We start from the raw sequence: 21,972 nt of genomic DNA, 5'->3' as shown, positions 1-21,972 counted from the left end.
TCTCAGTGTAATGCCATTCCAGCGTCGCCACTTTGGGGCAGTTCAAGGTAAAGGTCAATGAAAACTCTGCTTATCAGTTCGGGGAAACAGCTCTCTATCGCGCTTTTTTATGCTTGCTTCGGTATAGGGCTGGCGTTGACTGTAACCGGGATCTGGCTACTCAATGGCCGCGCCGATTTAAGTCCATGGCATACCCATTTTCTGAGCCATGAGTTTGATCGCCACAAGGGAGTCGAGGACTTCGGTGATTATCTCAAGTTGGAGCAGCAACTGTTTACCGAGCTTGATCAGGAACTTGGCAAGCTTTCCGGTGGCATCAGTTCCCCCATCAATCGTTATCACAGTGGCAGCATAGCGGATCCCAAGCGCTGGGCTTTGCCTTGGAATCAAAGTTTTGAGTGGGCCAATGCGGACGCGCAGTTCGGGCTCTTGTTGCTTCATGGTATGTCAGATTCACCCTACGCCATGCATCAGTTTGCCGAGCAGTTCAAGGGGCGCGCTCATGTGTTGGCGCTGAGGCTACCGGGACATGGCACTCTGCCATCAGGACTGGTGCGCCTGGAATGGCAGGATCTCGCCGCTGCCGTCAGGCTGGCCAGTCGCCATATGAGCCAGGTGCTAAACGGCAAACCTCTCTACGTGATAGGTTATTCCACCGGCGCCAGTTTGGCACTCAACCATGAGTTGGAAAACCTTCACAGCGGCCGGCCAGCGGACTATGAAAAGGTGGTGATGCTGTCACCGGCCATAGGTTTGGCCCCCATGGCCGTGGGAGCGCAGTGGCAGTCGCAGCTGGGCTATATTCTGGGGCTGGAGAAACTCAGCTGGAATACTATCTCACCCGAGTATGACCCCTTCAAATACAGCTCTTTTGCCGTTAATGCCGGTGATGTGGTTTATCGCCTGGCGCAGCACAACAGTCAGCGTTTGTTGGCTTTGCCTGAGGATAAAAAACGCCAGTTGCCGCCGATTTTGGCGTTTCAGTCGTTGGTGGATGATTCGGTATCGACGAAAGCTGTGCTGGAGAACCTGTTTCTGCAACTGCCCAAGGGAGCCAATGAACTGGTGATCTATGATATGAACCGCAGTCAAGTGAACCTCAGCATGACACCTGTGGATCCGCTGGCGGAAATCAGCGGCATACTGGCACGAACCAACCTGACTTTCCGGGGAACTTTGATTGAGAACCAGGTGGGCTTTAGCCATCTGGTGCAGGCCAGAGAGTTTGGTACTCATACCGGAGTGGAAAAACTCGACTTCAAATGGCCCGTGTCTGTCTATTCCCTGTCTCATGTGGCCTTGCCGTTTTCTGCCAACGACAGCCTGTATGGCAATCAGATGCCGAACAGTATGGAGCGCATTCAAATTGGCGCCGCAGCGTCCCGAGGGGAGCGCGGTGTCATCAGCATTCCGGCTGCGGATATGCTACGCCAACGTTGGAACCCTTTCTTCGATTATCAGATGCAGCGGATTGAAGCCTTTTTCAACCAAAATCCTGAGCCGACAGAGTACAGATGACCCGGTTGCGCCCCTCGCTTTTGGCCTGGTACAGGTTGGCATCGGCTTCTTTCAACCATACCTCGAGAGATGAGCTGTAGGAGGCGTTGGCAATCAGGGCGCCGATACTGACAGTGACACTTATTAGGCGTTGATCTTCGGGGTTGATGATCTCAAGCTCGGCAATGGCCTGACGAATTTCATTCAGAAACTGCTCTATCTTGAGTGGGTTGCACATGGGCAGCAGCAACAATAACTCTTCACCGCCATAACGGCTGATAAGATCCGAGTCGCGCTTGAATTTTGTCTTAAGTAAATCGGCAACCCGTTTCAAGGTCTCATCGCCGCCCAGATGACCATATTCATCATTGACCCGCTTGAAAAAGTCCAGATCCATCAGCACCACGGCTATGGCTTCGTGATTGCGCTGACACAGACCCTGCAAAGTGGCGAAACTCGCTTCGGCACGGCGTCTGTTGGCAAGTCCTGTGAGTGGATCTGTCTGGGCCAACTGTTTGAGTTTACGGTTGGCCTGCTCAAGCTCCAGAGTTCGTATGATGACTTTTTCCTCCAGATCCAACTGATGCGCCATCAGTTGGCGTTGGCTTTCCTTGAGCTCACTGTAGAGATGGCTTACTTCCACGGGCACATTGTGGCCATCGAGTAACTTATCCTCGGTAAGGCGTTTACCCTTGTTGAGCTGCTCTGAAATCAACTCCAGCGGCATGGTCAGGCGCTGCCCCACCACCCTGGCGACCAGCAGCGACAAGAGTAAAAACAGCAACAGTAGAGCAAAAGTGAACATAAACTGGCGCTCTACTTCGTGCAGCAATGGGGCGTAAGGGTCGAGCACAAAAATTTGCCAGTTGTTTGGCAGGCGATAGTGGCTGTAAACATATTCCGGGCTGTCATTATCCAGCGCTTTTAGATTGAGCATGGGCAATAAAGAGCTGTAGTGCTTGCCACTTTGGCGATAGTTGAGCCGCTCGAGTTTTGGCAAGGCCAACTCCCTGGAGGCATAGATAAGGCGCATGTTCTCATCGACAATAAACATCAACTGGTTGGTTTGTCCAAGAAAGTCATTATCCAGTTCACTGAAACGATTGAGGTTGAGTGAGCCTTCCAATATGCCGATAACTTGTGGGCCTGTGGCGAGATACAGCGGGCTGCTGATGGCGACTATGGCATCTGAGCCGAAGCCCCGGCCGAGAAATACCGGTGAGACATAGAGGCGCTCGTTGAAAAACGCCTGCTGGAAATAATCCCTGTCATCTATACGAACATGATTTCCTTCAAGGCCCTGAAGCCTGCTGACAGGGCTTGCCTGCACTATGCTGCCTTCGGGATCGGCAATCAGCATGGTTAAAAATCCCGGATTGAGTTTGTGCAGCCGCGACAGCATCCGCTGCAATTCATCGGGAGTGGGTGAACTGTGTTTGATAAGCTCGGCGGCGGTGGCTATAACCGACTTATGCCGCTCGAGATAATGCTCTACCGCCAGGCCGATATTTTTGGCGGTTTCATGTAAGTGTTTACCCAGGATCTGTTGCTGTTTATTGACCCAGTAATAATTGAATACCAGGGTAGAGATCATCAGGCTCAGGTTAAGCAGCAGTAAAAAGCTGTAAAAGAGTTGGTTGCCAAAGCCACTGCGCTTGGCGGGTAACTGACGAGCAATCAGGCGTGTCAATGCAGGGATTAACAATACAATCAAGCAGGCCAGGGTGATATAGACCATGGCATTGACCGATTGCTTGATCACCACAAATGGAATGTATTCAGAAGGTAAGTCGCTGAAAAAGTGGAGATAACCATAAATAAGTGGCATGCCCAGCAACAACCAGAAGCCGACACCCGCGTAAAATACTGGCCAGCGCCTGAGCCTGGCAACCCCCAGTGCCAGGGCCTCAAGGCAGAAAAGCAGATAAACGTGCGGGCTGTCCCATTGCTGCATCAGCGAGGTGACGCTGATGGTGGCGGCGAGCAGGGCATACCAAGGCCCCAGTAAGATGGCGACAATCACATAGAGGGTATTACCCAACACCAACTGCACATTAGCAAACAAGGGGATAGGGAAGCTGTTACAGGCAAAGCCTATCAGGCCGGCCATCAGACTCAGCAACAGTGGTTGTCGATACCAGGGCAAGTGGGTCAAGTCGGTTCCAACTCCCGTCTGGAGTTAACGAATAGTTAATGACAAATGCTAGAGCTAAATGGTTTATTTAACAATAATTTTTGAATATTTGTCTTGAGCGCTACCCAGTACCTGTTTCGAATCGGTACTCGCCAAGGTTAGCTGTGGTGGCGGTTTTGCATAAAAAGGGATGGTTGGGTGGTCAAACAGGGCAAGCCGATAAAGATGAATAGCTGAAGATAGCAGCCGGAAAAAGCATCAAGGCGCCCTTGAACAATGAAAGCGCCTTGATGTGTTTGACAGCCTTATTCGCCCTTGAGGCGCCGGTCCAGTTGATCTTTTAAGTTGGCGGGCACGCCTTTGATCAAAATGGTATCCGAGATAGGGTCGTAGATGACCCGTTCGCCCAGATGTGAGCTGTCAAAGCTCAGGGTCAGGCCGCCGCCGGTGCCGGAGAATTTCTTCAACTGCCTCAGGGTGGATTTATCGGCCGGAAACTCCTCTTCCAAACCGTAATCACCGCCCACGGCAAAGTCATAGAAGGAATCCATGCCGGATTCTGCCAGTTCATCGGCCAGATCCTTGAGCATGACTTCACTGCCGTTGTCGACCTGGGAGGTGCAGTATTCAAACACCCGGTCGCGGCAGGTTTGACGCTCTTCTTTGGTCAGCTCACCGCCACCGACAAAGTCTTCCACCGCCTGCATCAGGGTCTTGCTCTGCTGCTTGGGGTTAACCCCTTCGACGCAGCCCATAAAGTCGAGGAAGAAGTCGGCCACCTTGCGACCGGCTCTGCCGCGGATAAAGGAGATATATTTGCGTGACTCACTGTCGGCTTGCCACTCGGTGAGATCGATTCGGGCCGCCAACTGGATATTATTCAGATCCAGATGGTCGTTTTGCGACAGCTCCATATCATCCAGCACTGTCATTGACGACTTGGCATTCAGCAGTGCCACAAACAGGTAGTCGCTGGCCATAAAGGTATAGCAGGCCAGCAGCAAAAAGCCGCCCTGGCTGAAGTCATACTTGGAGAGTTCTTCCTGCAGCAGTTTGCCGGCAGTGGCTGAGAATTCTACAAAGCCTTGCTGCCCATCGCGATAAGACTTGAGTGCTTCCTTGAAGGCGGGGTTGGCTTCGCCATCATCACCGGGGACGCCAAAATAACCAAAGCCTTTTCCCGCTTTGCTGGAATAGCTTTGGTGCAGCTCATCAAGCATGGTCTCAACAGCCTGGCTGTTCAGCAGTGGTTGAGGGCGCAGACGGCAGCTGAGCTGGCCTTCGCCGTTTTGGGTGATTGCGTGAATAATCGCTTGTTCGACGTGAATACTCATAAGCCCCGATAGTGATACTCTGTTGTAAATCCGCTATTATATGCCGCTAATCCTAATCTGAGTGAATCATTTTTTATTTATGGCTATCCAATCAAAATATACCAATGCTCAAGTTGAATCCCTGATCGCCGAATTGCTGGCTGTGCTGGAAAAACACCAGGCTCCGACCGATCTTGGCCTGATGGCGCTGGGGAATGCGGCTTCGCATCTGTTATCGACCAAGGTGCCCAAGGAAGCCCGTCAGCAGGTGGCGGAACAATTTGCCAAGGCATTGACACAATCCCTGCGTTGACTTGTAACAACTGAAATGCGCTAAATAGTGGCGTTGTAAGTCAAAAAGCACATAATAGCAATCAATGTAAGATACACAGGCAACTTACAAAAAGCGGATCCATATGGTCGAGCGAACAAAGCAGTTGGGCAAGGATAGGGTTTCACGCCTAATCAATTGGGGGCACTGGTTTGCCTTCTTCAATGGCTTTTTGGCCATGATAGTCGGCAGTCGATATCTGGAAAGTGTCGGCTACCCGGAAACCTGGATTGGTTGGGGTTACCTTGGCGTCAGTACCATTGGCCATTTCAGCTTCCTGGCGTTTATTGTCTATCTGGTGTTGCTGTTTCCCGTTACTCTGCTGTTGCCTTACTCGCGTATCCTTCGGGGATACGCGGCAGTGGTGGCCACCCTTGGCCTGTGTATCATGCTTTATGACACCATAGTCTATGACGACTATGGTATGCATTTGAGTCCCTTCGCAGTCGATTTGGCCTGGGCTGACCTCAACAGTCTGCTGCATGGCACTTCCTATATCGTCACCCCCCTTGGGATCCTCGCTCTGGAGTTGACCGCCGCCAACTTTATCTGGAAGCGGATTGAGAAAATTCAAAAGCGCAACTATGGCAACAAGGTGGTGGCCTTTATCGGGGTTTGCTTTGTCAGCAGCCATCTTATTCATATCTGGGCCGATGCCGCCGATGTCACCGAAATTACTCGTTTCGATGATGCCTACCCGTTATCCTATCCGGCGACGGCGCGCACCTTCATGGAAAATCACGGTATCGATGGTTCCAGCAGCTTGAAGGTGGATACCGAAACCAGCTTTAAATACCCAAGAGCGCCGCTGACCTGCAGCGCCGAAGAACATCCCAATGTGCTGCTTATTGCCATCGATAGCCTCAGGGCCGATATGGCCGACGAGCAGACCATGCCGTTTTTCAGCCGCTACAGCAAACAAAACCATGAGTTTATGAATCACCTCAGCGGTGGCAACACCTACCGCAGCGGCATGTTTTCCCTGCTTTACGGGCTGCAGGGCAGTTATATGGACGCGGTGGAACTCAATTACACCAGCCCCTTGCTGGGGCAGAGCCTCAAGCAGCAGGGTTATAATCTGGGGCTGTTTACCAGCAGAAGCAATTATGCAGAGGCGCGGCCCCAGGCAATTTTCCGCGACTTCGACGCTCATATTGCCGAAGATGAGGGTGGCAGTGCCATGGCCGATATTCAAAATATCGACAGTTTCAAGCAGTGGCGGGCCCAGCAACAAGCTCCTTGGTTTGCACTGCTGAACCTCAAATCACCGGAAGACTATGATACCCCGGTAGGTTTCCTCGGTGTGCAGACGGTAAAACCTGACAGTGCCCTCAAGCCGGCGCAGAAGGTGTTGTTCAATCAATATCGGCAATCGCTGAACTTTATCGACAAACAGCTGGAGCAACTCTTGTCTGCTATGCCGGAAAATACCCTGGTGATTATCACAGGTGTCAATGGCAAGGTGTTCACCAGTAATGCCGATGAAGCCAGGCGCGACCTGTCACCGGCCAATGTCAATGTGCCTCTGGTGATCCATTGGCCCGTCGGCGGCCACGCCCAGGCTAAATACCGCACCAGCCACTATGGTTTGGTGCCAACCTTGATGAGCCAGGTGCTGGGGTGCAGCAATCCGGCCACAGATTACAGTGCCGGTCGTCATTTGCTGCAACCGGACAGTCTCACTTGGGTCTATGTCGGTGATGCCAGAATTTTTGCCATCTATCAGCAGTCGGAGATCACTGTGATTGACCGTCACGGTCAATATCGTATCTATGACAAGGCTTATCAGAATCGCCTGGACAAGAAGATGAGTGCCCCGGAACTTATCGAAGTGATGCGTGAAGGGCGGCGTTTGTACAACCATTAAGCGCTGTGGATTAAAGACTGTACGATAGAGAAAAAACAGACCACAAACTAGGCAGTTAAACTAAAAATCCTCAGATGGAGCTTGCACAGCCTCGCGACTGTTGATAAAGTTCTGCCTCGTTGAGACGGCACACTGCGCCAGCCGCTCAAGACAAATATCGGTATGTAGCGCAGCCTGGTAGCGCACTGTCATGGGGTGTCAGGGGTCGGAGGTTCGAATCCTCTCATACCGACCACATTCAAAACAAAAAAGCCCAATCTTATGATTGGGCTTTTTTGTGGCTGTTTTTTGTATCTGTCTTTGGGTTAACAGCGAAGTCAGCAGTCTTGCTGGTTTCTGCTGCTGTGCCTGTCAGTGGTCAAGGTTCCCAAGCCAGGAGAATGAACGGCGGATAAAGCGGTCGGCATCCCGGGACTGACATTCGCCGTGGGCTATGATGAGTTTCTCCGCTTGCCAGCCTAGTAGAGTCGCCAGAGCCTTTCGGGCCTGAGGCTTGCCAAAGCTGAAGCTCAGGCGCCAATCCAGCGGTGTCTTGCCGTTGGGGGCCAGTATGCCGCTGATGCGCGCCAGCGGTCTTTGCCAGGCTTTGAAGCACTCGGGCTGAAAGTTCTCAATCAAGTCGGTCAGGATCAGCGTGCGGCTGTGGCGATGAAAGAATACAGCCTCCTGCATCACAGGGCTGCCCTGAAACAGGCAGAAGTCCAGCTCGTCAAGCCAAGGGGCATTGTGTTGCGAGTCTGCCAATTCGCTGAGCAGCAGTTGGTCGAAATGCAGATCGCTGCGTTTTTTTGCCAGTTCTTCGGTCGCGTAGCTTAGGGCGTTGGGAAAGGCTTGCTGCCAGTCTTTGACAAACAAATGGTGCAATGAGTTGGGCGCCAGCAGATAGCCGACTTCACCGAGGGCCTTGACCTCCTCGAGCAGTTCGCGGCTGAGCTCTATGGGGGAGTGGAGCCAAAGCGTGCCATCATCAAGCCTGACCACTGTCATCCGGGTACTGTAAGGCAGGCCAAAGAAAGGCACTGTCTTGCCTGCAACTATCCAAATGTTATCACCGAAGGGTATGAGTCTGTGATTTGGCATTCCGGCTCCTTGGTATCACTTCTTCCATGGCATTGTCATCTAACACCGATGATCCCGCCCATTGTCAATGTTACTCCTGTGGGGCTTTTAATTCCCTCAGGTAGCGGTAAATGGTGTGCACAGAAATATCCAGGCGCTTGGCGGCCACTTGGGCACTGTCCTTGAGCTCAAAAATACCGGCATCGAAGAGGCGAGTCACTATTTCACGGCTCTTTTTCGATGGCGGGATCAGTTCACTGTGGCGTACTTCCTGGTTGACCTTGTCTATGGTGCTGTGCAGCGCCTCTTCGATATTACGGGCAAAGACTTCCGATGTGCCACTGCTCTCTGTGAGCGGACATTGCTGCGGCAGCATGGAGCGCAGTACAGACATCAAGGGCGCATCCATATCCGTATTGATACACAAAAGGCCTATGGCCATCTGCTTTTCGTTGCGAATAACCGTAGTGATGGATTTCAAGGTCTTGCCGTTGCTGCTCTGGCTGAGATAGGCCTCGGAAATATCGTGGCCGCTCTTGAGCTTTTCCAATGCCAGATTGGTAATTGGAGCGCCGACACTGCGGCCGGTGACATGGCCATTGGCTATTTTGATGATTGAAGGGTGGTCTCGGTCCAGACTGTGCAAAACCACTTCTGTGTGTTGCCCATACATGGTGGCTATACCATCGACCACATTTCCCATGGCGTTGAGTATGTCCATATCTTTGGGGGTCAACTTATGAAGTTTCACAGCTATCCTCTTGCGATGGCCCGGCAATTGCCGGGCGTCGGAGATTAGGCAGACATAATACTGATAATGGTACTGTCGGTCGACACCATTCCATCACAGATCATCTGTCCCAGATTCTTGATTGTTTGTTCGACATCGGCGGCGACTATGCCCTGAGTCGATACGGCATGCTGATTGAGTGCCATCAAAAACGCCCTGACTGCCGTGCTTGATGAGGTACTGACCTTCATGGCGCAGGAGGCTTTGGCGCCGTCACAAACCATGCCGGCACTGTCACTGATAACGTTCTGAATGGCGTAGCAACCTTGCTCAAAACTGCCTCCGGCGAGATAAACCATGGCCATGGCAGCGGCGGCACTGGTCACTGTATTGCCGCAAAAGGCTGACAGTGGCGGATAGTGGGACTTGATATAAATCGCGCCCAAGTGGCTCATGATGAGTGCCCGGGCCAGCTGCTCTTCACTGCAGTTGAACTTCTTGGCCGTTACAACCACAGGCACAGTGGCGGCTATCCCCTGGTTGCCACTGCCAAAATTGCTCATGGCCGGCAGGGTGGCGCCACCCATGCGGGCATCAGAAGCCGCGGCCGTATACATGACTATGGAGTTAAGCAGGTCATCACTCAGCAAGCCGGTATCTATGTTTTTCTTCAGCGTTCTGCCCACCTCCAGGCCATAGGCCGAATTCATGCCTTCGTCGGACAAACGGGAATTTAGATCCGATGCCGCCAGAATAAATCTGATCCGGTTAACATCTATCCCGGTGGCAAACTCATATATTGAGGCGATGCTGATATCGACCCCGTCGCATACCGAAGCGGTACTGCCCTTGGCAGAGGCTTCGGCCCGATACAATAGTTGGCCGTCGAGCCATTTCTCGGCAATTCGGGTATGGCTGCCACTGATAACGATTTTGGCCTGGTGCTTGTCGTTGGCAGCTGTCACAGCGCAGTAAATGAATTCGTCGGCCTGAATGCGGCATACCTTGACCTTACCTGCGTCAATAAGCGCCTGGGCCTTGGCCACTTGTGCCGGGTTGATATTCGCCAGCACTTCAAGGCCGGCATCGGCATCGCCCCCCAGGGCGCCTGCCGCTGCGGCAATGGCCAGGCCTATCTTGCCTGTGCCGGGAACAAATACTCCCATGGAGTTTTTGTAGAGGTTATCCGAAACCTGAACTTCCAGGCTCAAAGGCTTGGCGCCCAAGGTTTCGGCTGCAACGGCCGCGGCATAAGCCGCCGCGATAGGCTCGGTGCAGCCCAGCGCGGGACGCACAACTTGATTAAGGATATCTATATATTGTTGCCACTGTGGTTTCATCACTAGGTTCCACCGAGTCTGGTTTAAGGATTGATATGGGCAATGGCTTCGACTTCCACCAAGGCGCCCATGGGCAGATCTTTCACCGCAAAACAGCTGCGGGCAGGGCAGTCTTGCTTGAAGAAGGTCTTGTAGACTTCGTTGAAGGCGGCAAAGTCATTGATGTCGGATAGATAACAGGTGGTTTTGAGCACGTTTTGCAGGCCACTGTTGGCGGCTTCAAGCACATATTGCAGATTCAAAAGCGATTGGCGGGACTGTTCACTGATCCCACCTTCGACCAAAGCACCATGTTCACGGCAGACTGGCAGCTGGCCTGAGGTGAAAAGCAGCTCACCATAAGCGGCTGCATGAGAATAGGGGCCTATGGCTGCGGGGGCTTTGTCTGCATTGATAGTCTTTTTCATGATATTCCTTGCAAATATATTTGAGTAACAAGCGATTTTGTCTGCACAATTATTTGCAAATAGGCTTCTTCTTGCAAATTTATTTTATAAAAAGGTGGGCTGTAATTGCTTTTAGTGTGACGTTGATCTTATAAGTTGGCGGTTTTGTGGTTAAATTCTCGGCATCAGCAAAAGTTGCAAAAATCTGGTTGCTGCTGTCAGTTGGTTCAAATATATTTGCAAAAAATAACATGTTGGGTATCCAACAATAACTAAGGTTGTTATATGAAAACTGACACTTTGACATCAGAGTGGGGCGCAACAATTACTCGGGAAGACACGCAGGCCTGGAAGGAAGCGACCCGATTCGACAGTACTGACTGGGGCTGGATCATCATGTCCATCGGCATGGCCATAGGCGCGGGCATAGTATTTTTGCCTGTGCAGGTGGGGTTGATGGGATTATGGGTGTTTCTTTTGTCTGCCGTGGTGGGTTATCCGGCCATGTACATGTTTCAGAAGTTGTTTATCAATACCCTGGCCGAGTCCCGCGAATGTCAGGATTATCCCAGTGTGATCAGTGGCTATCTGGGGAAAAACTGGGGCATATTTCTCGGCGCACTCTACTTTGTCATGTTGGTCATCTGGGTGTTTGTCTACTCGACGGCGATCACCAATGACAGTGCCTCTTTCCTGCAGAGTTTTGGAGCCACCAAGAGCCTGCTGTCTGAAAACCCCTTTTATGGTCTGGGGCTTATTTGTCTTCTGGTCGCATTGGCCTCCCGCGGCGAAAACCTGTTATTTAAAATTTCTACCCTTATGGTGCTCACCAAATTGGGTGTGGTGGCGCTGCTCGGCTTAATGATGGTCGACAAGTGGGATATCAATAATGTCGGTGCAGTGCCCACTACGACTCATTGGATCCGTGATGCCGTGGTGATGTTGCCCTTTACCTTGACTTCCATTCTGTTTATCCAGAGTCTAAGCCCCATGGTGATCTCTTATCGTTCGCGGGAGAAGTCGATTGAAGTGGCGCGCTTCAAGGCGATGCGAGCCATGAATATTGCCTTTGGTGTGCTGTTTGTTACCGTGTTCTTCTACGCTGTTTCTTTCACTCTGGCGATGGGCCATGAGCAAGCTGTGAGGGCCGAGCAGGAAAATATCTCTGCCTTGGCCATGGTGGCTCAAGGTATGCCTGGCCAGACGCTGAAACTCCTGAGCCTGACGTTGAACATCTTTGCCGTGATGACGGCTTACTTCGGGGTGTATCTGGGTTTTCGGGAAGCGTGCCAGGGGATCACCATGAACCTACTGCAGCGGGTTATGCCCAAGGAGAAGATCAACGCCAAGCTGGTGGGGTATGGCATCATGGTATTCACCATACTGCTGTCCTGGGGTGCGATTGTGCTGAATGCCCCTGTGCTGAGTTTCACCTCCATCTGCAGCCCGGTATTCGGTTTGGTGGGCTGTCTGATCCCTGCCTATTTGGTTTACCGGGTACCTTCGCTGCACAAATATAAGGGCGTTGGCCTGTATGTGATTATCGCCACTGGTATCTTGCTGTGTATCTCGCCCTTCCTGGCGTTCAGTTGATAGATGCAATTGGCTTTAAGAACGCAGTCTTAAAATCAGTGCCAAAGAGCCCCGCAAATGCGGGGCTCTTTAAGCTTCCAGCGGCAGACTCAGGCTTGGTCCTGCTGCTGCAAAAACTCATGAAATTCCTCTTCATAGAGACGGAACAGCACCAAGGTAACGGCAAAGATGATCGGGCCGTAAATCAGACCAATGAGACCAAATAGCTGCAAGCCACCCAGCAAAGAGAAGAAAATTAACAGGGTGCTCATTCCGGCAGATCCCTGCATCAGAATCGGCCTCAGGAAGTTGTCAATGGAGCCAACCACCAATATGCCCCAGGCGCAAAGGAACAGCCCCCAGCCCCAGTCTCCGGTCAATGCCAGATAGAGCGCCGCCGGCACCCAGATAAGTGCGGTACCCACCACAGGAATAAAAGAGGCGAATGCCATCATGGAGCCGAGGAACAATCCCGGCAAGCCGACTATGGCCATGGCAATACCACCGGCAAAACCCTGTGCCAAGGCCGTCAGGAATGAGCCGAGTACTGCCGACTTGGCGACTTTTTCCACCTCATCGAGAATTTTGTCTTCCTGGCTGCGGGACAGGGGGATTACGTGTCTGAGACTGGCTATAATCTGTTCATTGTCCCTGAGGAAGAAAAACAGTACGAACAACATCAGGGAGAAATTGACAAAGAAACCTGTGATATTGCCGAGCAATGCCGTGCTCAAACCAACCAGACGGGTGCTGAGCTCCGTAAGCGCTGCGGTGGCTTTTTGCAATATCTCCTGCGGCTCTATGCTGTCAAACGGCAGCCATTTATTGGCCAGCGCCAGTGCTGACTGTACCCAAGGATGTTCCAGCAGCTCCTTGGCACCACCATGGGTCAGCCATTGATAGGCATGGGTGGCAGAGCTGACGCCCTGTTCAATCACGGAAATCAGCATGAATAGCAAGGGGATCAAGATGATCACCGTCAGCAAGATGCAGGAAAGCAATGCACTCAGGTTGGGATGTTTGGGGAGTTTCGCTTCTATGCGCTTGTGCACGGGCAAAAACAGCAAGGAGACGATAAATCCCAGCAGTATTGCCCCCAGATAAGGAGCGACCAATAGATAACAAGCGTAGGCAGCAATGGCCAACGCGGCGAGGATCAACCAATGGCGGGGTTCAACCCGAAAACGTACGGACACGGGAATTCCTTTTAATCAAGAGTGTGTTGAATTTGCCATCTGCAGGGAAGGGCATGGATTATAGACTCATCGGCCTGTTGCCAAGGGCTCCAGGCTTTTAAGCCAAGCATATCCGGGACTTGCTTGTACCTTCCCCTGCCTGTCCGGGCGACCCAGACTCGGTTACAGCGGAAGTTATTAAACCACGGAGCGACGGGGCAAGAGAAGCACAGCTTGGTTGATAAGGGGGATTGGCGCTGGTTTTGTGTGCTATGCGTTGCCGCCGGTGCCTTAGGGTGCGGATACTGGGGAAAAATGCTTGTCAAACTTAGGTTTTTTAGTCGCATTGCCGCATAACTGGCGGAATAGACTTTTAGAACCGTTTTTTATAGGCTAACTCATTGAAATTAGGAAACGAGCGTTAATCCCGTTAGCAATAAACCTATAGCAGATATGAGCAGATGCAAGGCTATGTTTAGATCATAAGCCGCTGTTAACTGGTATGCAGACTGAGAAAATAAATTAACCATGAATCTACTTTTTGTATGCAGTGAGAATCGCTTGCGAAGCCCTACCGGAGAAGAGGTTTTCTCTGCATTTGAGGGGATTTACGCGATTGGAGCCGGTACAAAGGAAGGTGTGAATAAGTCCTCGCGGCACTCTGGCTTACACAGCAATTGGCGTTCAAGGCATCTGACTGAAGGCATGCCGGGGCCTGTCGAAGTCGGATAACGCAGAGAGCCGGTTGCTGTGAAAGCCCCGAAGGGCGTGGCTTACAGACCTGCCTGCTGTGTTGTGCTTCTTACAAAGGACTAGGGCCATTTGCTGCGAACCACGCCTTGCATCCAGGCCCGTAAGCCGACGCAGAGCACGCATGGGACTTGTTCGCACCTTCCCTAATGCCGAAACTGTGGTAAGTGGCGATCTTATTCAATGGGCTGACTTTATCTTTGTCATGGAAAAGTCTCACAAGATTAAGGTCGCAAAGAAGTTTAAGGAGCTTCTGAAAGGCAAGAAGCTTGTGTGTCTGGATATTCCTGACAATTACCAGCGGATGGATCCTGCTCTTGTGACCTTACTTAAAAATAAGGTTGCCCAGCATGTTCGATTATCTTAGAAAATAATAAAAATCATGAACTTGCTATGTTAAGGCCTTAAATTCCGGAAAAGATAGCAACTGGCATAGCTTCAGTTTACCGAATTCATTATGCATTGACTTGAAATAAACAAGATATTGACCAGCATCACGCATACTTGTGTCTATGTAAAAAGGGCTCCTTTCGCGGAGCCCTTGGTTTATCAGCGATTAAGTGCGACTAAATGTGAGGCGTTGGCCCAGGGTATTGTCGATAAAGCGACTGCCGTCAAACAGTTGGTTACCATTGACCCAGGTACCACTGATAGAAGCGGCAAACTTGTGGCCGGTAAAGGGTGACCAACCGCAGTGATAGCGGGTGTTTTCCAACGTGGCCTCGAAGGGCTTGTTGAGATCCACCAGTACCAGATCCGCCAGATAACCTTCGCGCAGATAGCCCCTGTCTTTGAGTTCAAAGCGCTCGGCCACCGCATGGCTGGTCTTTTGGACGATTTTTTCCAAACTGAAGTGCCCCTTGGCATGCAGATCCAGCAGGCCGAGCAGTGCATGTTGCACCAGCGGCAAACCGGACGGCGCCTTGAAATAGCTGTCGGCTTGCTTCTCTTCCCAGGTGTGCGGCGCGTGATCTGTGGCGATAATGTCAATGATGTCGCGATTGACGGCATCTATCAGTGCCTGTTGATCGGCAAGGGTCTTGATGGCCGGGTTACACTTTATCTGGCTGCCGAGGCGGGCGTAGTCACTGTCGTTGAACGAAAGATGGTGTACACAGACTTCGGCGGTAATGTTGGCACCCTTGAGTTGTGCCAGTTGCTTGGCCGGCTCAAACAGATAGAGTTCGTCGGCGGTGGTTAAATGCAGTACATGCAGGCGTGCCTTGTGACGGATGGCCAGTTCGGTCGCCAGTTGAGATGACTTGAGGCAGGCTTCACGGGAGCGGATTTCGCCGTGCAGCTCCATAGGTATGGCATCGCCGTATTTTTCACGCATGGCGGCTTCATTGGCGGCTATGGTGGGGCTGTCTTCACAGTGAGTGGCAATGACCACAGGAGAGTTGGCGAAGATGCCGTCAAGAGTGGCACTGTTATCCACCAACATATTGCCGGTAGAGGCGCCCATAAAGATTTTTACACCACAGGCCTGGTTGGGATCGAGACGTTTAATCTCTTCCAGGTTATCGTTGGTGGCGCCGAGATAGAAAGCAAAGTTGGCCAATGAACTTTGAGACGCGCGGGTATACTTGTCTTCCAGCGCCTGCAGATTGGTGGTTTGCGGGTTAACATTGGGCATTTCCATAAAGCTTGTGATACCCCCGGCCACGGCGGCGCGGGATTCACTGGCGATGGTGCCCTTATTGGGGAAACCCGGCTCACGGAAATGCACCTGATCGTCGATCATCCCCGGCAGCAGGTGTTTACCCTGAGCATCTATGACCTGAGCCCCTGCCGGAGCCGTGATCTGGGGGGCAATCTGGCTGATGCGGCCGTTGTCGATCAGCAGATCCTGAGTACGGATTGTTCCTTCATTAACCAATTGGGCGTTGCAGATGAGGGTTTTCATAGGATACCTGATTAGCGTTATTAATATTGGCAGTGACTTGCGTATAATACCGGAAACTCAAGCAAAAAGCTGTGGAGCTTTTGGACAAGATCACAGACTTTTTGCGAAAGATACGTCAAGTGCCGATACCCTGGCCGGTATCGGTTCAATCGGTGCCAATATCGGCCGGCCGATAACACATGGGTGGACTGTTTATCTGCCTGGGAGCGAGAATGCAATTATTTGTCAAAGATTTAACTGTGGTTGATTTTTCTTACCTGTGCCCGTTTCGCGGCATGGTAGGCGAAAGTTGGATAGTCGATGTGCTGCTCGACGGTGGCCTGGATGAGCAAAACATGTTGCTCGACTTTTCCAAGGTCAAGCGCACCATAAAGCAAACCATAGATGAGGTGGCCGATCACCGTTTATTGGTGCCCACCGCCTGTAGCCAGGTACGCTGGCAACAGCAGGGCGACAAGGTGTGGATGGACTTCCATAGTCTGCGCGGCAGCATTCACCTGGCTTGCCCGGCGCAGGCTTTCGCCCTTATCCCCAGCGAGATTATCGACTTTGACAGTGTGAATCAGTTTTTGCACAAGGCGTTGACAGATGCCTTGCCGGACAATGTTCAGGGTATCAGCCTGACACTTCGCAACGAGGTGCTGGAAACGCCCTATTACCATTACAGTCACGGCTTGCGTAAGCACGACGGTAACTGCCAGCGTATCGCTCACGGTCACCGCAGTCCTGTCAATGTGTTTGCCGATGGTATCGCCGCGCCCAAATGGGATGAATACTGGGCCAAACGTTGGAAAGATATCTACCTTGGCAGTGAAGAAGATGTGGTTACCGTCAGCGAGCTTGAGCTGTCACCCCAAACCAAGATAGATGACAAGAGCCATATTGGCTTCAGATACCAGGCGCCGCAGGGTGATTTCCAGTTGGCGATGCCAAGAGACTGCTGTGATTTGATCCCCCATGACACCACGGTCGAACTGCTGGCTCATTTTATGGCCGACAGCATGGCGGGTTTTGAGCCGGGCAAACATTTTAAAGTGGTAGCCTTCGAGGGCATAGGCAAGGGCGCCATCGCATCGGCGCAGCATCAGGGCGACTGATATCACCTGGCCTGAGCCGGACCAAGAATAACGCCAACCTAAAAGCAATCTATAGGCATCCGCAAATAGGCCGCACCTTGGGGTCTATGGGGCGTAAAGATAAAGAGGAGCAAGAGTGAAGTTCAATAACAGCAAGATGCCAATCCCATTTTTTAAGGCGCTGCCACTGATGCTGCTGGGCACTTTGGTTGTGAGTCCTATGCTGCAGGCCGAATCCAAGTCTGAGCCTCAGCCCAACATCAAACCCGAGTCATCACGGGTGCAGTTTCAGGGCAAGTTTGAACAGGGGGCCCTGATCAGAGCAAGAACAGAGCCGGGTGCTGAGGTACAGCTCAATGGCGAGAGCATCACCTTGACACCGGATGGCAGGTTTGCCTTTGGTTTTGAGCGTGAGGCCGCGCTCGAGCAGACGCTGACACTCAGTTACCCGGATGGCAGCAGTGAGAGCCGTAGCCTCAAACTCGACAAGCGGGATTATCGCATTCAGTATGTTGAGGGGATCAGCAAGAAAATCATGAAGCCGGATCCCAAGGCCCAGGAGCGCGCCGCCAAAGACAGCGCCCAGGTCAAGGCGGCCCGCAGTCATTTCAGTACCCGGCAGGCGTTTGCCGACGACTTTATCTGGCCGCTGACCGGGCGAATTTCAGGGGTTTATGGCAGCCAAAGGGTCTACAACGGTAAGCCCGGCACACCGCATTATGGTGTGGATGTTGCCGCAAAAACCGGCACTGTGGTGGTGGCGCCGGCCGATGGCGTTATCAGCCTGTCGGTACCGGACATGTTCTATTCCGGCGGCACCATGATTATCGATCACGGCTATGGCGTCAGCTCCAGCTTTTTGCATTTAAGCAAGCTCTATGTCAAAGAGGGCGATGAGGTGAAACAGGGCCAGGCGGTGGCCGAAGTGGGGGCGACAGGACGAGCCACAGGGCCACATCTGGATTGGCGGGTCAACTGGTATCAGATGCGTCTGGATCCTACCACTTTAGTGCCGCCAATGAGTCAGGTATTACAGCAAGCCAAGAGTGACGCGAAAAAGTAGCGCTTTACTTTGACTGACTCATTGGACTGACTCACACTCGATGTCATACGCCGCCGGACTTAACCCCTAGCGGCGTTGTTTTTTTCTTTGTCAGCCACAGGCTTAGAAGGGGTTGGCTATACTCATTCTATGAATATAGCCGGAAGAATAAGTGACTGATTTGAGACGTTGGGGGCGCGACGAATGGCTACTGCTTTTGCTCGGAGGTTTGGTCTGTTATCTCAGCGGCCGACTGGGCATGGCCACTCTGGTATTGCAGCCGAGCAATATAACCCTTCTATGGTTACCTTCGGGGATAGGGCTTATTCTGTGCTTGCGTTTTGGCGCCGTCGCCATAGTCCCTTTGTTTCTCGCCTCCTTTCTGGCCAATCTTCCCGGGCTCAATAACGGTCATCTGAGCCAAACCTTGCTGCACACCTGGGTCTCCGCCGCAATTGATGCCCTGATGCCACTTTTGGCCGCCAGAATGCTGCGTTGGGCCCTGCCCATGGGGTTGCAAAGAGCCAGGGAGTTACTGGGTTTTGGGATCTACGCTTGCGTTATTCCTGTGGCGTTGTCCAGTATCCTGCTGGCGGCAAATCTTGTTTGGGGCGGTTATATCGACAAGAGTTACTGGCCAACCATGGTGGTGATGCTGTTTTTGGCTGACGCCCTGGGGATAGTCTTGGTTTATCAGGTGTATCTGGGGTGGTCTGAGCGGTTTTTTATCAGCCAACGGCAGATCCGGGCATCTTTGCTGTCGATCCTGGCTTTAGTACTCATTTTCTCTCTGGCATTTGGCAATCAACCCTGGGTCTTGTATCTGCTGTTGCCTGTGTTGGTGATGCAGGCATTTGAGGGCAGTTTCCTGCTGACTTGCAGCCTCAGCAGTAGTGCCTTCATTGTCGTTATCTGTGGCAGCGCCAAGGGGCTGGGGCCCTTCGATGCCGGATTGTATTCGGCAGAAACGGCGGAACTGGCCGCGTTTTGTTTTGCCAACGCGCTGGTCTTACTTGGGATTGCCCTGCAAAATCGCCAGTTGCGCCTATCCGAGCAGCACAGGGAAGCCTGGCAACAGGTGGCCTTTCGCGATCCGCTGACAGGGTTACTCAATCGCCGTGGATTCGAGCCGCAATTGGAGCTGGTGGATAAGCAGGCCAGGCTCAATCGTGAAGACTACAGCCTGGCGCTTTTGGATCTGGATCATTTCAAGTTAATCAACGACAGCTTTGGTCATGCCACCGGCGACAAAGTATTGAAGCAACTGGCCGGCTTGATGCAGGCCCAGTGTCGCCAATCGGATGCCATTGCCAGAATTGGTGGTGAGGAGTTTGCTATCTTGCTGCCAAACTGCGCGCCGGCTCAGGCTGTTAATCTGATGGAGCGGCTGCGGGCCAGAGTAGCCGATGAAGATTTCCATGATGAGAGCGGCCAACCTATCCGCCTCAGTATCAGCGTCGGCCTGGTGTCCGGCCCCGCTGGTTGCCGCTCGGGTAAAGATCTGCAGGATAAAGCCGATCATTTTCTTTATGTTGCCAAGGCTGAAGGGCGCAACCGGGTCGTTCAAGGGTAAAGCGGCATCAGAGCCGCTTAATGCTCGCTGGCGATGATGGCCTGAATGCTGTGAGGGTGAACCTTTACGCAGACACCGCCGGCCTTGAACGCCAACGTCGGGTTGGCCAGGCGTTCGGTTTCGCCTTTGGGGCTGCTGGCCTTGAGTTTAATATCCGTGTCGCCATCGAGTGTGGCTTGGGTCCGGGGGCAAAGAGTACGCAGTTGCTCAGCCAGTTCATCGCAGCTTTGGGCGCCACCAGGCAAAACCAGCTCCAGATGTTCCCATCCCTCTTCGGGATAGTGTTTATCGCCGGGGAAGGGCAGCTCGACACAGGGAATTTGCCATTGACCCAGTTGCAGGGATTGCTGCAGTCGTATGATCAGGATAGGGCGGCCGTTGATGATGTTTTCCGAGATAATTTTACCACATTGGGCAAACTCGGCCTTGAGCTTTTCTGCCGCGGCGACAGAGTTGACCCGCAGCGCGGCGTGATCGCACTCGCCTAAACGCTCGAGTCCCAAGCGTTCAATCAGGGGCATGATTTTGTCGGCAAAGGCTTGCCAGTCTGCCAGCAATTGCGACAGAGATTGGAGGTTTTGCATATCTGATTCCTGTTTCAGGGCCAAATTTCTATTGGCGTGCCCGGCTCAATCAACTGCCAGAGTTCATCCATTTCTTTATTGGTGAGGGCGATACAGCCGTTGGTCCAGTTAAACTGCTGCGCCTCTTCCGGAGTTAACCCAGAGCGGGGATTTTGGCCGTGGATCATGATTTGGCCGCCCGGGCTGACCCCAAGCGCCTTGGCTCTGAGTCTGTCTTCGTCATTGGGGTAGGAGATGTGAATCGCGCGGTAAAAGGCGCTGTCGGCCTTTTTGTAGTCCAGCAGATAGCGGCCCTCTGGGGTACGTTGATCGCCTTCCTGATATTTGTGGCCCTTGGGCATATCCCCCATGGCGATGCGATATTCCTTGATGACCTTACCGGCCTTAATCAGGCTCAGACGTGAATCTGACTTGTTGACCAGCACCAAATCCACCTGTGCCGAGGCAAAGGGGCTGTACAACTGGGCAAACGCCAGCAGAAATATTGCATAAACTATATGACGAAACGATGGGCCCATGACCACTTGGCTCTGATTATGGTTATTTTGACGGGATAATAACTGAAAAAGGGGGCCCTCTTGAAGCCCTTGAACAAGATTGTTGCCGAGAGTCGCGGAGCGTCAGCCAGAGAATATTTGGCACTCACGCCAATGCATGGCAGACTTACGCCCCTGCCTTTTAGGCGCGGCGCCACGAACTCGAATGCGTGAGACTCGAAAGGGTAAAGATTGAGGTGCCGTTTGGTTGGAAAGTAAGGAAAGCTTAGCGCATGAATCAACATAAGATGACAGATACGCCGCCGGAGCCGGAACTCAAGCGTAAGCTCAGGATCATCATCTTTGGTACAGAAACGCCCGCCGGCCGCTGGTTTGATATCAGCTTGATCATCTGCATTATTCTCAGTGTTGCCTTGGTTTTTCTCGATACAGTGGCCGATATCCATGCCCGTTTCGGACATATCATCCTGGCACTGGAATGGGCCTTTACCTTGGTGTTCACTCTGGAATATCTGCTGCGGCTCTATTGTTCCAGCAATCGCTTGAGTTATGCCCGCAGTTTTTACGGCGTAGTGGATCTGCTCAGTATCCTGCCCAGTTATCTGGCGCTGTTCTTCCCCGGGGCCAATTTTACCCTGGTGATCCGTATTCTGAGGTTGTTCAGAATTTTTCGGGTACTCAAGCTGCTCAGATACTTGAGTGAAGGGAACCTCCTGCTCAAGGCGATGCTGCAGTCGAGTCGCAAGGTGTTTATCTTCTTTTTCTCTGTGAGTCTTATCATTATGGTGCTCAGCGCCATCATGTATGTGGTCGAAGGCCCGGACAATGGCTTCAGCTCGATCCCCAAGTCTGTCTATTGGACCATAGTGACCATTACCACAGTAGGGTACGGTGATATCACTCCCAAGACAGAACTCGGCCAGGCCATAGCGGCGTTTACCATGCTCTTGGGTTATTCGATAATCGCCATTCCCACGGGGATCCTCACCGCTGAAATCTCCCAGGAGATGGGCCGTAGCCGCGATCTGCGCCGCTGCGCCAACTGCTTGAAAACCGGGCATGATCACCATGCTCTCTACTGTAACCGTTGTGGCAGTGAACTGGAGCCACCTCCGGAAGAAAACAAGGACTAGGGTGTCA

General features: G+C 52.3%; 19 protein-coding genes and 1 tRNA gene. 10 read left to right on the top strand and 10 right to left on the bottom strand.

What is annotated here, in order from left to right; translation table 11 throughout:
- The first annotated feature begins 57 nt into the window (after positions 1–57).
- The gene (locus tag ACWAU4_RS13165; protein ID WP_144162095.1) at positions 58–1,518 is read left to right on the top strand and encodes an alpha/beta hydrolase; all 1,461 of its coding nucleotides are present in this window, start codon (positions 58–60) and stop codon (positions 1,516–1,518) included.
- On the opposite strand, the gene ACWAU4_RS13160 is transcribed toward ACWAU4_RS13165, so the two are convergent.
- Entirely contained in the window at positions 1,484–3,652 is a 2,169-nt protein-coding gene (locus ACWAU4_RS13160; protein ID WP_454290294.1) for a sensor domain-containing diguanylate cyclase, read from the bottom strand. The two genes, ACWAU4_RS13165 and ACWAU4_RS13160, sit on opposite strands and share 35 nt — an antisense overlap.
- Positions 3,653–3,936: 284 nt before the next feature.
- The gene (gene yejK, locus ACWAU4_RS13155) at positions 3,937–4,965 is read right to left on the bottom strand and encodes a nucleoid-associated protein YejK (protein WP_025011458.1); all 1,029 of its coding nucleotides are present in this window, start codon (positions 4,963–4,965) and stop codon (positions 3,937–3,939) included.
- A gap of 79 nt (positions 4,966–5,044) precedes the next feature.
- On the opposite strand from yejK, the gene ACWAU4_RS13150 reads away from it, so the two are divergent.
- The 3 genes from ACWAU4_RS13150 to ACWAU4_RS13140 all read left to right on the top strand — a co-directional run bounded on the left by ACWAU4_RS13150 (position 5,045) and on the right by ACWAU4_RS13140 (position 7,377).
- Positions 5,045–5,257 carry a YejL family protein gene (locus ACWAU4_RS13150; protein ID WP_025011457.1) on the top strand — a complete coding sequence of 71 codons (213 nt, stop codon included), beginning with the start codon at positions 5,045–5,047 and terminating at the stop codon, positions 5,255–5,257.
- 103 nt (positions 5,258–5,360) lie between these two features.
- Entirely contained in the window at positions 5,361–7,142 is a 1,782-nt protein-coding gene (locus tag ACWAU4_RS13145; protein ID WP_025889703.1) for a DUF3413 domain-containing protein, read from the top strand.
- A 158-nt stretch (positions 7,143–7,300) separates the two neighbouring features.
- A tRNA-Pro gene (locus ACWAU4_RS13140) sits at positions 7,301–7,377 on the top strand.
- A 116-nt stretch (positions 7,378–7,493) separates the two neighbouring features.
- Here ACWAU4_RS13140 and ACWAU4_RS13135 read toward each other — a convergent pair.
- From ACWAU4_RS13135 to ACWAU4_RS13120, 4 genes are all read right to left on the bottom strand, one after another.
- On the bottom strand, positions 7,494–8,222 hold the full coding sequence (locus tag ACWAU4_RS13135) for a DUF4336 domain-containing protein (protein ID WP_208124838.1): 729 nt from the start codon (positions 8,220–8,222) through the stop codon (positions 7,494–7,496).
- Between the two features lie 70 nt (positions 8,223–8,292).
- Complete coding sequence (locus ACWAU4_RS13130; RefSeq protein ID WP_025011455.1) at positions 8,293–8,952, bottom strand: helix-turn-helix transcriptional regulator; 660 nt, start codon at positions 8,950–8,952, stop codon at positions 8,293–8,295.
- 44 nt (positions 8,953–8,996) lie between these two features.
- Positions 8,997–10,271, bottom strand: coding sequence for an L-cysteine desulfidase family protein (locus ACWAU4_RS13125; RefSeq protein ID WP_025011454.1), 1,275 nt, complete (start codon positions 10,269–10,271; stop codon positions 8,997–8,999).
- A 23-nt stretch (positions 10,272–10,294) separates the two neighbouring features.
- Positions 10,295–10,678 (bottom strand): RidA family protein, encoded by a 384-nt coding sequence (locus tag ACWAU4_RS13120; RefSeq protein ID WP_208124837.1) that lies wholly within the window; start codon positions 10,676–10,678, stop codon positions 10,295–10,297.
- A gap of 264 nt (positions 10,679–10,942) precedes the next feature.
- On the opposite strand from ACWAU4_RS13120, the gene ACWAU4_RS13115 reads away from it, so the two are divergent.
- A complete protein-coding gene (locus ACWAU4_RS13115) occupies positions 10,943–12,250 on the top strand; it encodes an SLC5/6 family protein (RefSeq protein ID WP_025889728.1) in 1,308 nt (435 codons plus the stop codon).
- Positions 12,251–12,339: 89 nt separating this feature from the next.
- Here ACWAU4_RS13115 and ACWAU4_RS13110 read toward each other — a convergent pair whose 3' ends face one another.
- Positions 12,340–13,425, bottom strand: coding sequence for an AI-2E family transporter (locus ACWAU4_RS13110; RefSeq protein ID WP_028781669.1), 1,086 nt, complete (start codon positions 13,423–13,425; stop codon positions 12,340–12,342).
- Positions 13,426–14,278: 853 nt separating this feature from the next.
- On the opposite strand from ACWAU4_RS13110, the gene ACWAU4_RS13105 reads away from it, so the two are divergent.
- A complete protein-coding gene (locus tag ACWAU4_RS13105; RefSeq protein WP_223828836.1) occupies positions 14,279–14,521 on the top strand; it encodes a hypothetical protein in 243 nt (80 codons plus the stop codon).
- A 189-nt stretch (positions 14,522–14,710) separates the two neighbouring features.
- On the opposite strand, the gene ACWAU4_RS13100 is transcribed toward ACWAU4_RS13105, so the two are convergent.
- Positions 14,711–16,060 carry a dihydroorotase gene (locus ACWAU4_RS13100; protein WP_028781667.1) on the bottom strand — a complete coding sequence of 450 codons (1,350 nt, stop codon included), beginning with the start codon at positions 16,058–16,060 and terminating at the stop codon, positions 14,711–14,713.
- A 212-nt stretch (positions 16,061–16,272) separates the two neighbouring features.
- Here ACWAU4_RS13100 and ACWAU4_RS13095 point away from each other — a divergent pair, with 212 nt between their 5' ends.
- The 3 genes from ACWAU4_RS13095 to ACWAU4_RS13085 all read left to right on the top strand — a co-directional run bounded on the left by ACWAU4_RS13095 (position 16,273) and on the right by ACWAU4_RS13085 (position 19,751).
- Positions 16,273–17,157: a 6-carboxytetrahydropterin synthase gene (locus ACWAU4_RS13095; RefSeq protein ID WP_025011451.1), complete on the top strand. Its 885-nt coding sequence runs from the start codon at positions 16,273–16,275 to the stop codon at positions 17,155–17,157.
- A 199-nt stretch (positions 17,158–17,356) separates the two neighbouring features.
- Complete coding sequence (locus ACWAU4_RS13090; RefSeq protein ID WP_099049558.1) at positions 17,357–18,199, top strand: M23 family metallopeptidase; 843 nt, start codon at positions 17,357–17,359, stop codon at positions 18,197–18,199.
- 151 nt (positions 18,200–18,350) lie between these two features.
- Complete coding sequence (locus tag ACWAU4_RS13085) at positions 18,351–19,751, top strand: GGDEF domain-containing protein (RefSeq protein ID WP_107353547.1); 1,401 nt, start codon at positions 18,351–18,353, stop codon at positions 19,749–19,751.
- Positions 19,752–19,768: 17 nt separating this feature from the next.
- On the opposite strand, the gene ACWAU4_RS13080 is transcribed toward ACWAU4_RS13085, so the two are convergent.
- Both ACWAU4_RS13080 and ACWAU4_RS13075 read right to left on the bottom strand, forming a co-directional pair.
- Positions 19,769–20,335: a VOC family protein gene (locus tag ACWAU4_RS13080; protein ID WP_045284036.1), complete on the bottom strand. Its 567-nt coding sequence runs from the start codon at positions 20,333–20,335 to the stop codon at positions 19,769–19,771.
- Between the two features lie 14 nt (positions 20,336–20,349).
- On the bottom strand, positions 20,350–20,853 hold the full coding sequence (locus ACWAU4_RS13075) for a L,D-transpeptidase family protein (RefSeq protein WP_025011447.1): 504 nt from the start codon (positions 20,851–20,853) through the stop codon (positions 20,350–20,352).
- Between the two features lie 251 nt (positions 20,854–21,104).
- Here ACWAU4_RS13075 and ACWAU4_RS13070 point away from each other — a divergent pair, with 251 nt between their 5' ends.
- Positions 21,105–21,965: an ion transporter gene (locus ACWAU4_RS13070; protein ID WP_025011446.1), complete on the top strand. Its 861-nt coding sequence runs from the start codon at positions 21,105–21,107 to the stop codon at positions 21,963–21,965.
- Positions 21,966–21,972: the final 7 nt, after the last annotated feature.

The organism is Shewanella sp. FeAMO (assembly GCF_053653955.1).
This window is presented reverse-complemented; position numbering and strand designations above follow the sequence as displayed.

Bases quoted from the DNA above. Each gene is read 5' to 3' on its own strand.
- ACWAU4_RS13165 (WP_144162095.1), top strand. From the start codon at position 58: ATGAAAACTCTGCTTATCAGTTCGGGGAAACAGCTCTCTATCGCGCTT.
- yejK (WP_025011458.1), bottom strand. From the start codon at position 4,965: ATGAGTATTCACGTCGAACAAGCGATTATTCACGCAATCACCCAAAAC.
- ACWAU4_RS13150 (WP_025011457.1), top strand. From the start codon at position 5,045: ATGGCTATCCAATCAAAATATACCAATGCTCAAGTTGAATCCCTGATC.
- ACWAU4_RS13145 (WP_025889703.1), top strand. From the start codon at position 5,361: ATGGTCGAGCGAACAAAGCAGTTGGGCAAGGATAGGGTTTCACGCCTA.
- ACWAU4_RS13135 (WP_208124838.1), bottom strand. From the start codon at position 8,222: ATGCCAAATCACAGACTCATACCCTTCGGTGATAACATTTGGATAGTT.
- ACWAU4_RS13125 (WP_025011454.1), bottom strand. From the start codon at position 10,271: ATGAAACCACAGTGGCAACAATATATAGATATCCTTAATCAAGTTGTG.
- ACWAU4_RS13120 (WP_208124837.1), bottom strand. From the start codon at position 10,678: ATGAAAAAGACTATCAATGCAGACAAAGCCCCCGCAGCCATAGGCCCC.
- ACWAU4_RS13115 (WP_025889728.1), top strand. From the start codon at position 10,943: ATGAAAACTGACACTTTGACATCAGAGTGGGGCGCAACAATTACTCGG.
- ACWAU4_RS13105 (WP_223828836.1), top strand. From the start codon at position 14,279: ATGGGACTTGTTCGCACCTTCCCTAATGCCGAAACTGTGGTAAGTGGC.
- ACWAU4_RS13100 (WP_028781667.1), bottom strand. From the start codon at position 16,060: ATGAAAACCCTCATCTGCAACGCCCAATTGGTTAATGAAGGAACAATC.
- ACWAU4_RS13095 (WP_025011451.1), top strand. From the start codon at position 16,273: ATGCAATTATTTGTCAAAGATTTAACTGTGGTTGATTTTTCTTACCTG.
- ACWAU4_RS13090 (WP_099049558.1), top strand. From the start codon at position 17,357: ATGCTGCAGGCCGAATCCAAGTCTGAGCCTCAGCCCAACATCAAACCC.
- ACWAU4_RS13080 (WP_045284036.1), bottom strand. From the start codon at position 20,335: ATGCAAAACCTCCAATCTCTGTCGCAATTGCTGGCAGACTGGCAAGCC.
- ACWAU4_RS13075 (WP_025011447.1), bottom strand. From the start codon at position 20,853: ATGGGCCCATCGTTTCGTCATATAGTTTATGCAATATTTCTGCTGGCG.
- ACWAU4_RS13070 (WP_025011446.1), top strand. From the start codon at position 21,105: ATGAATCAACATAAGATGACAGATACGCCGCCGGAGCCGGAACTCAAG.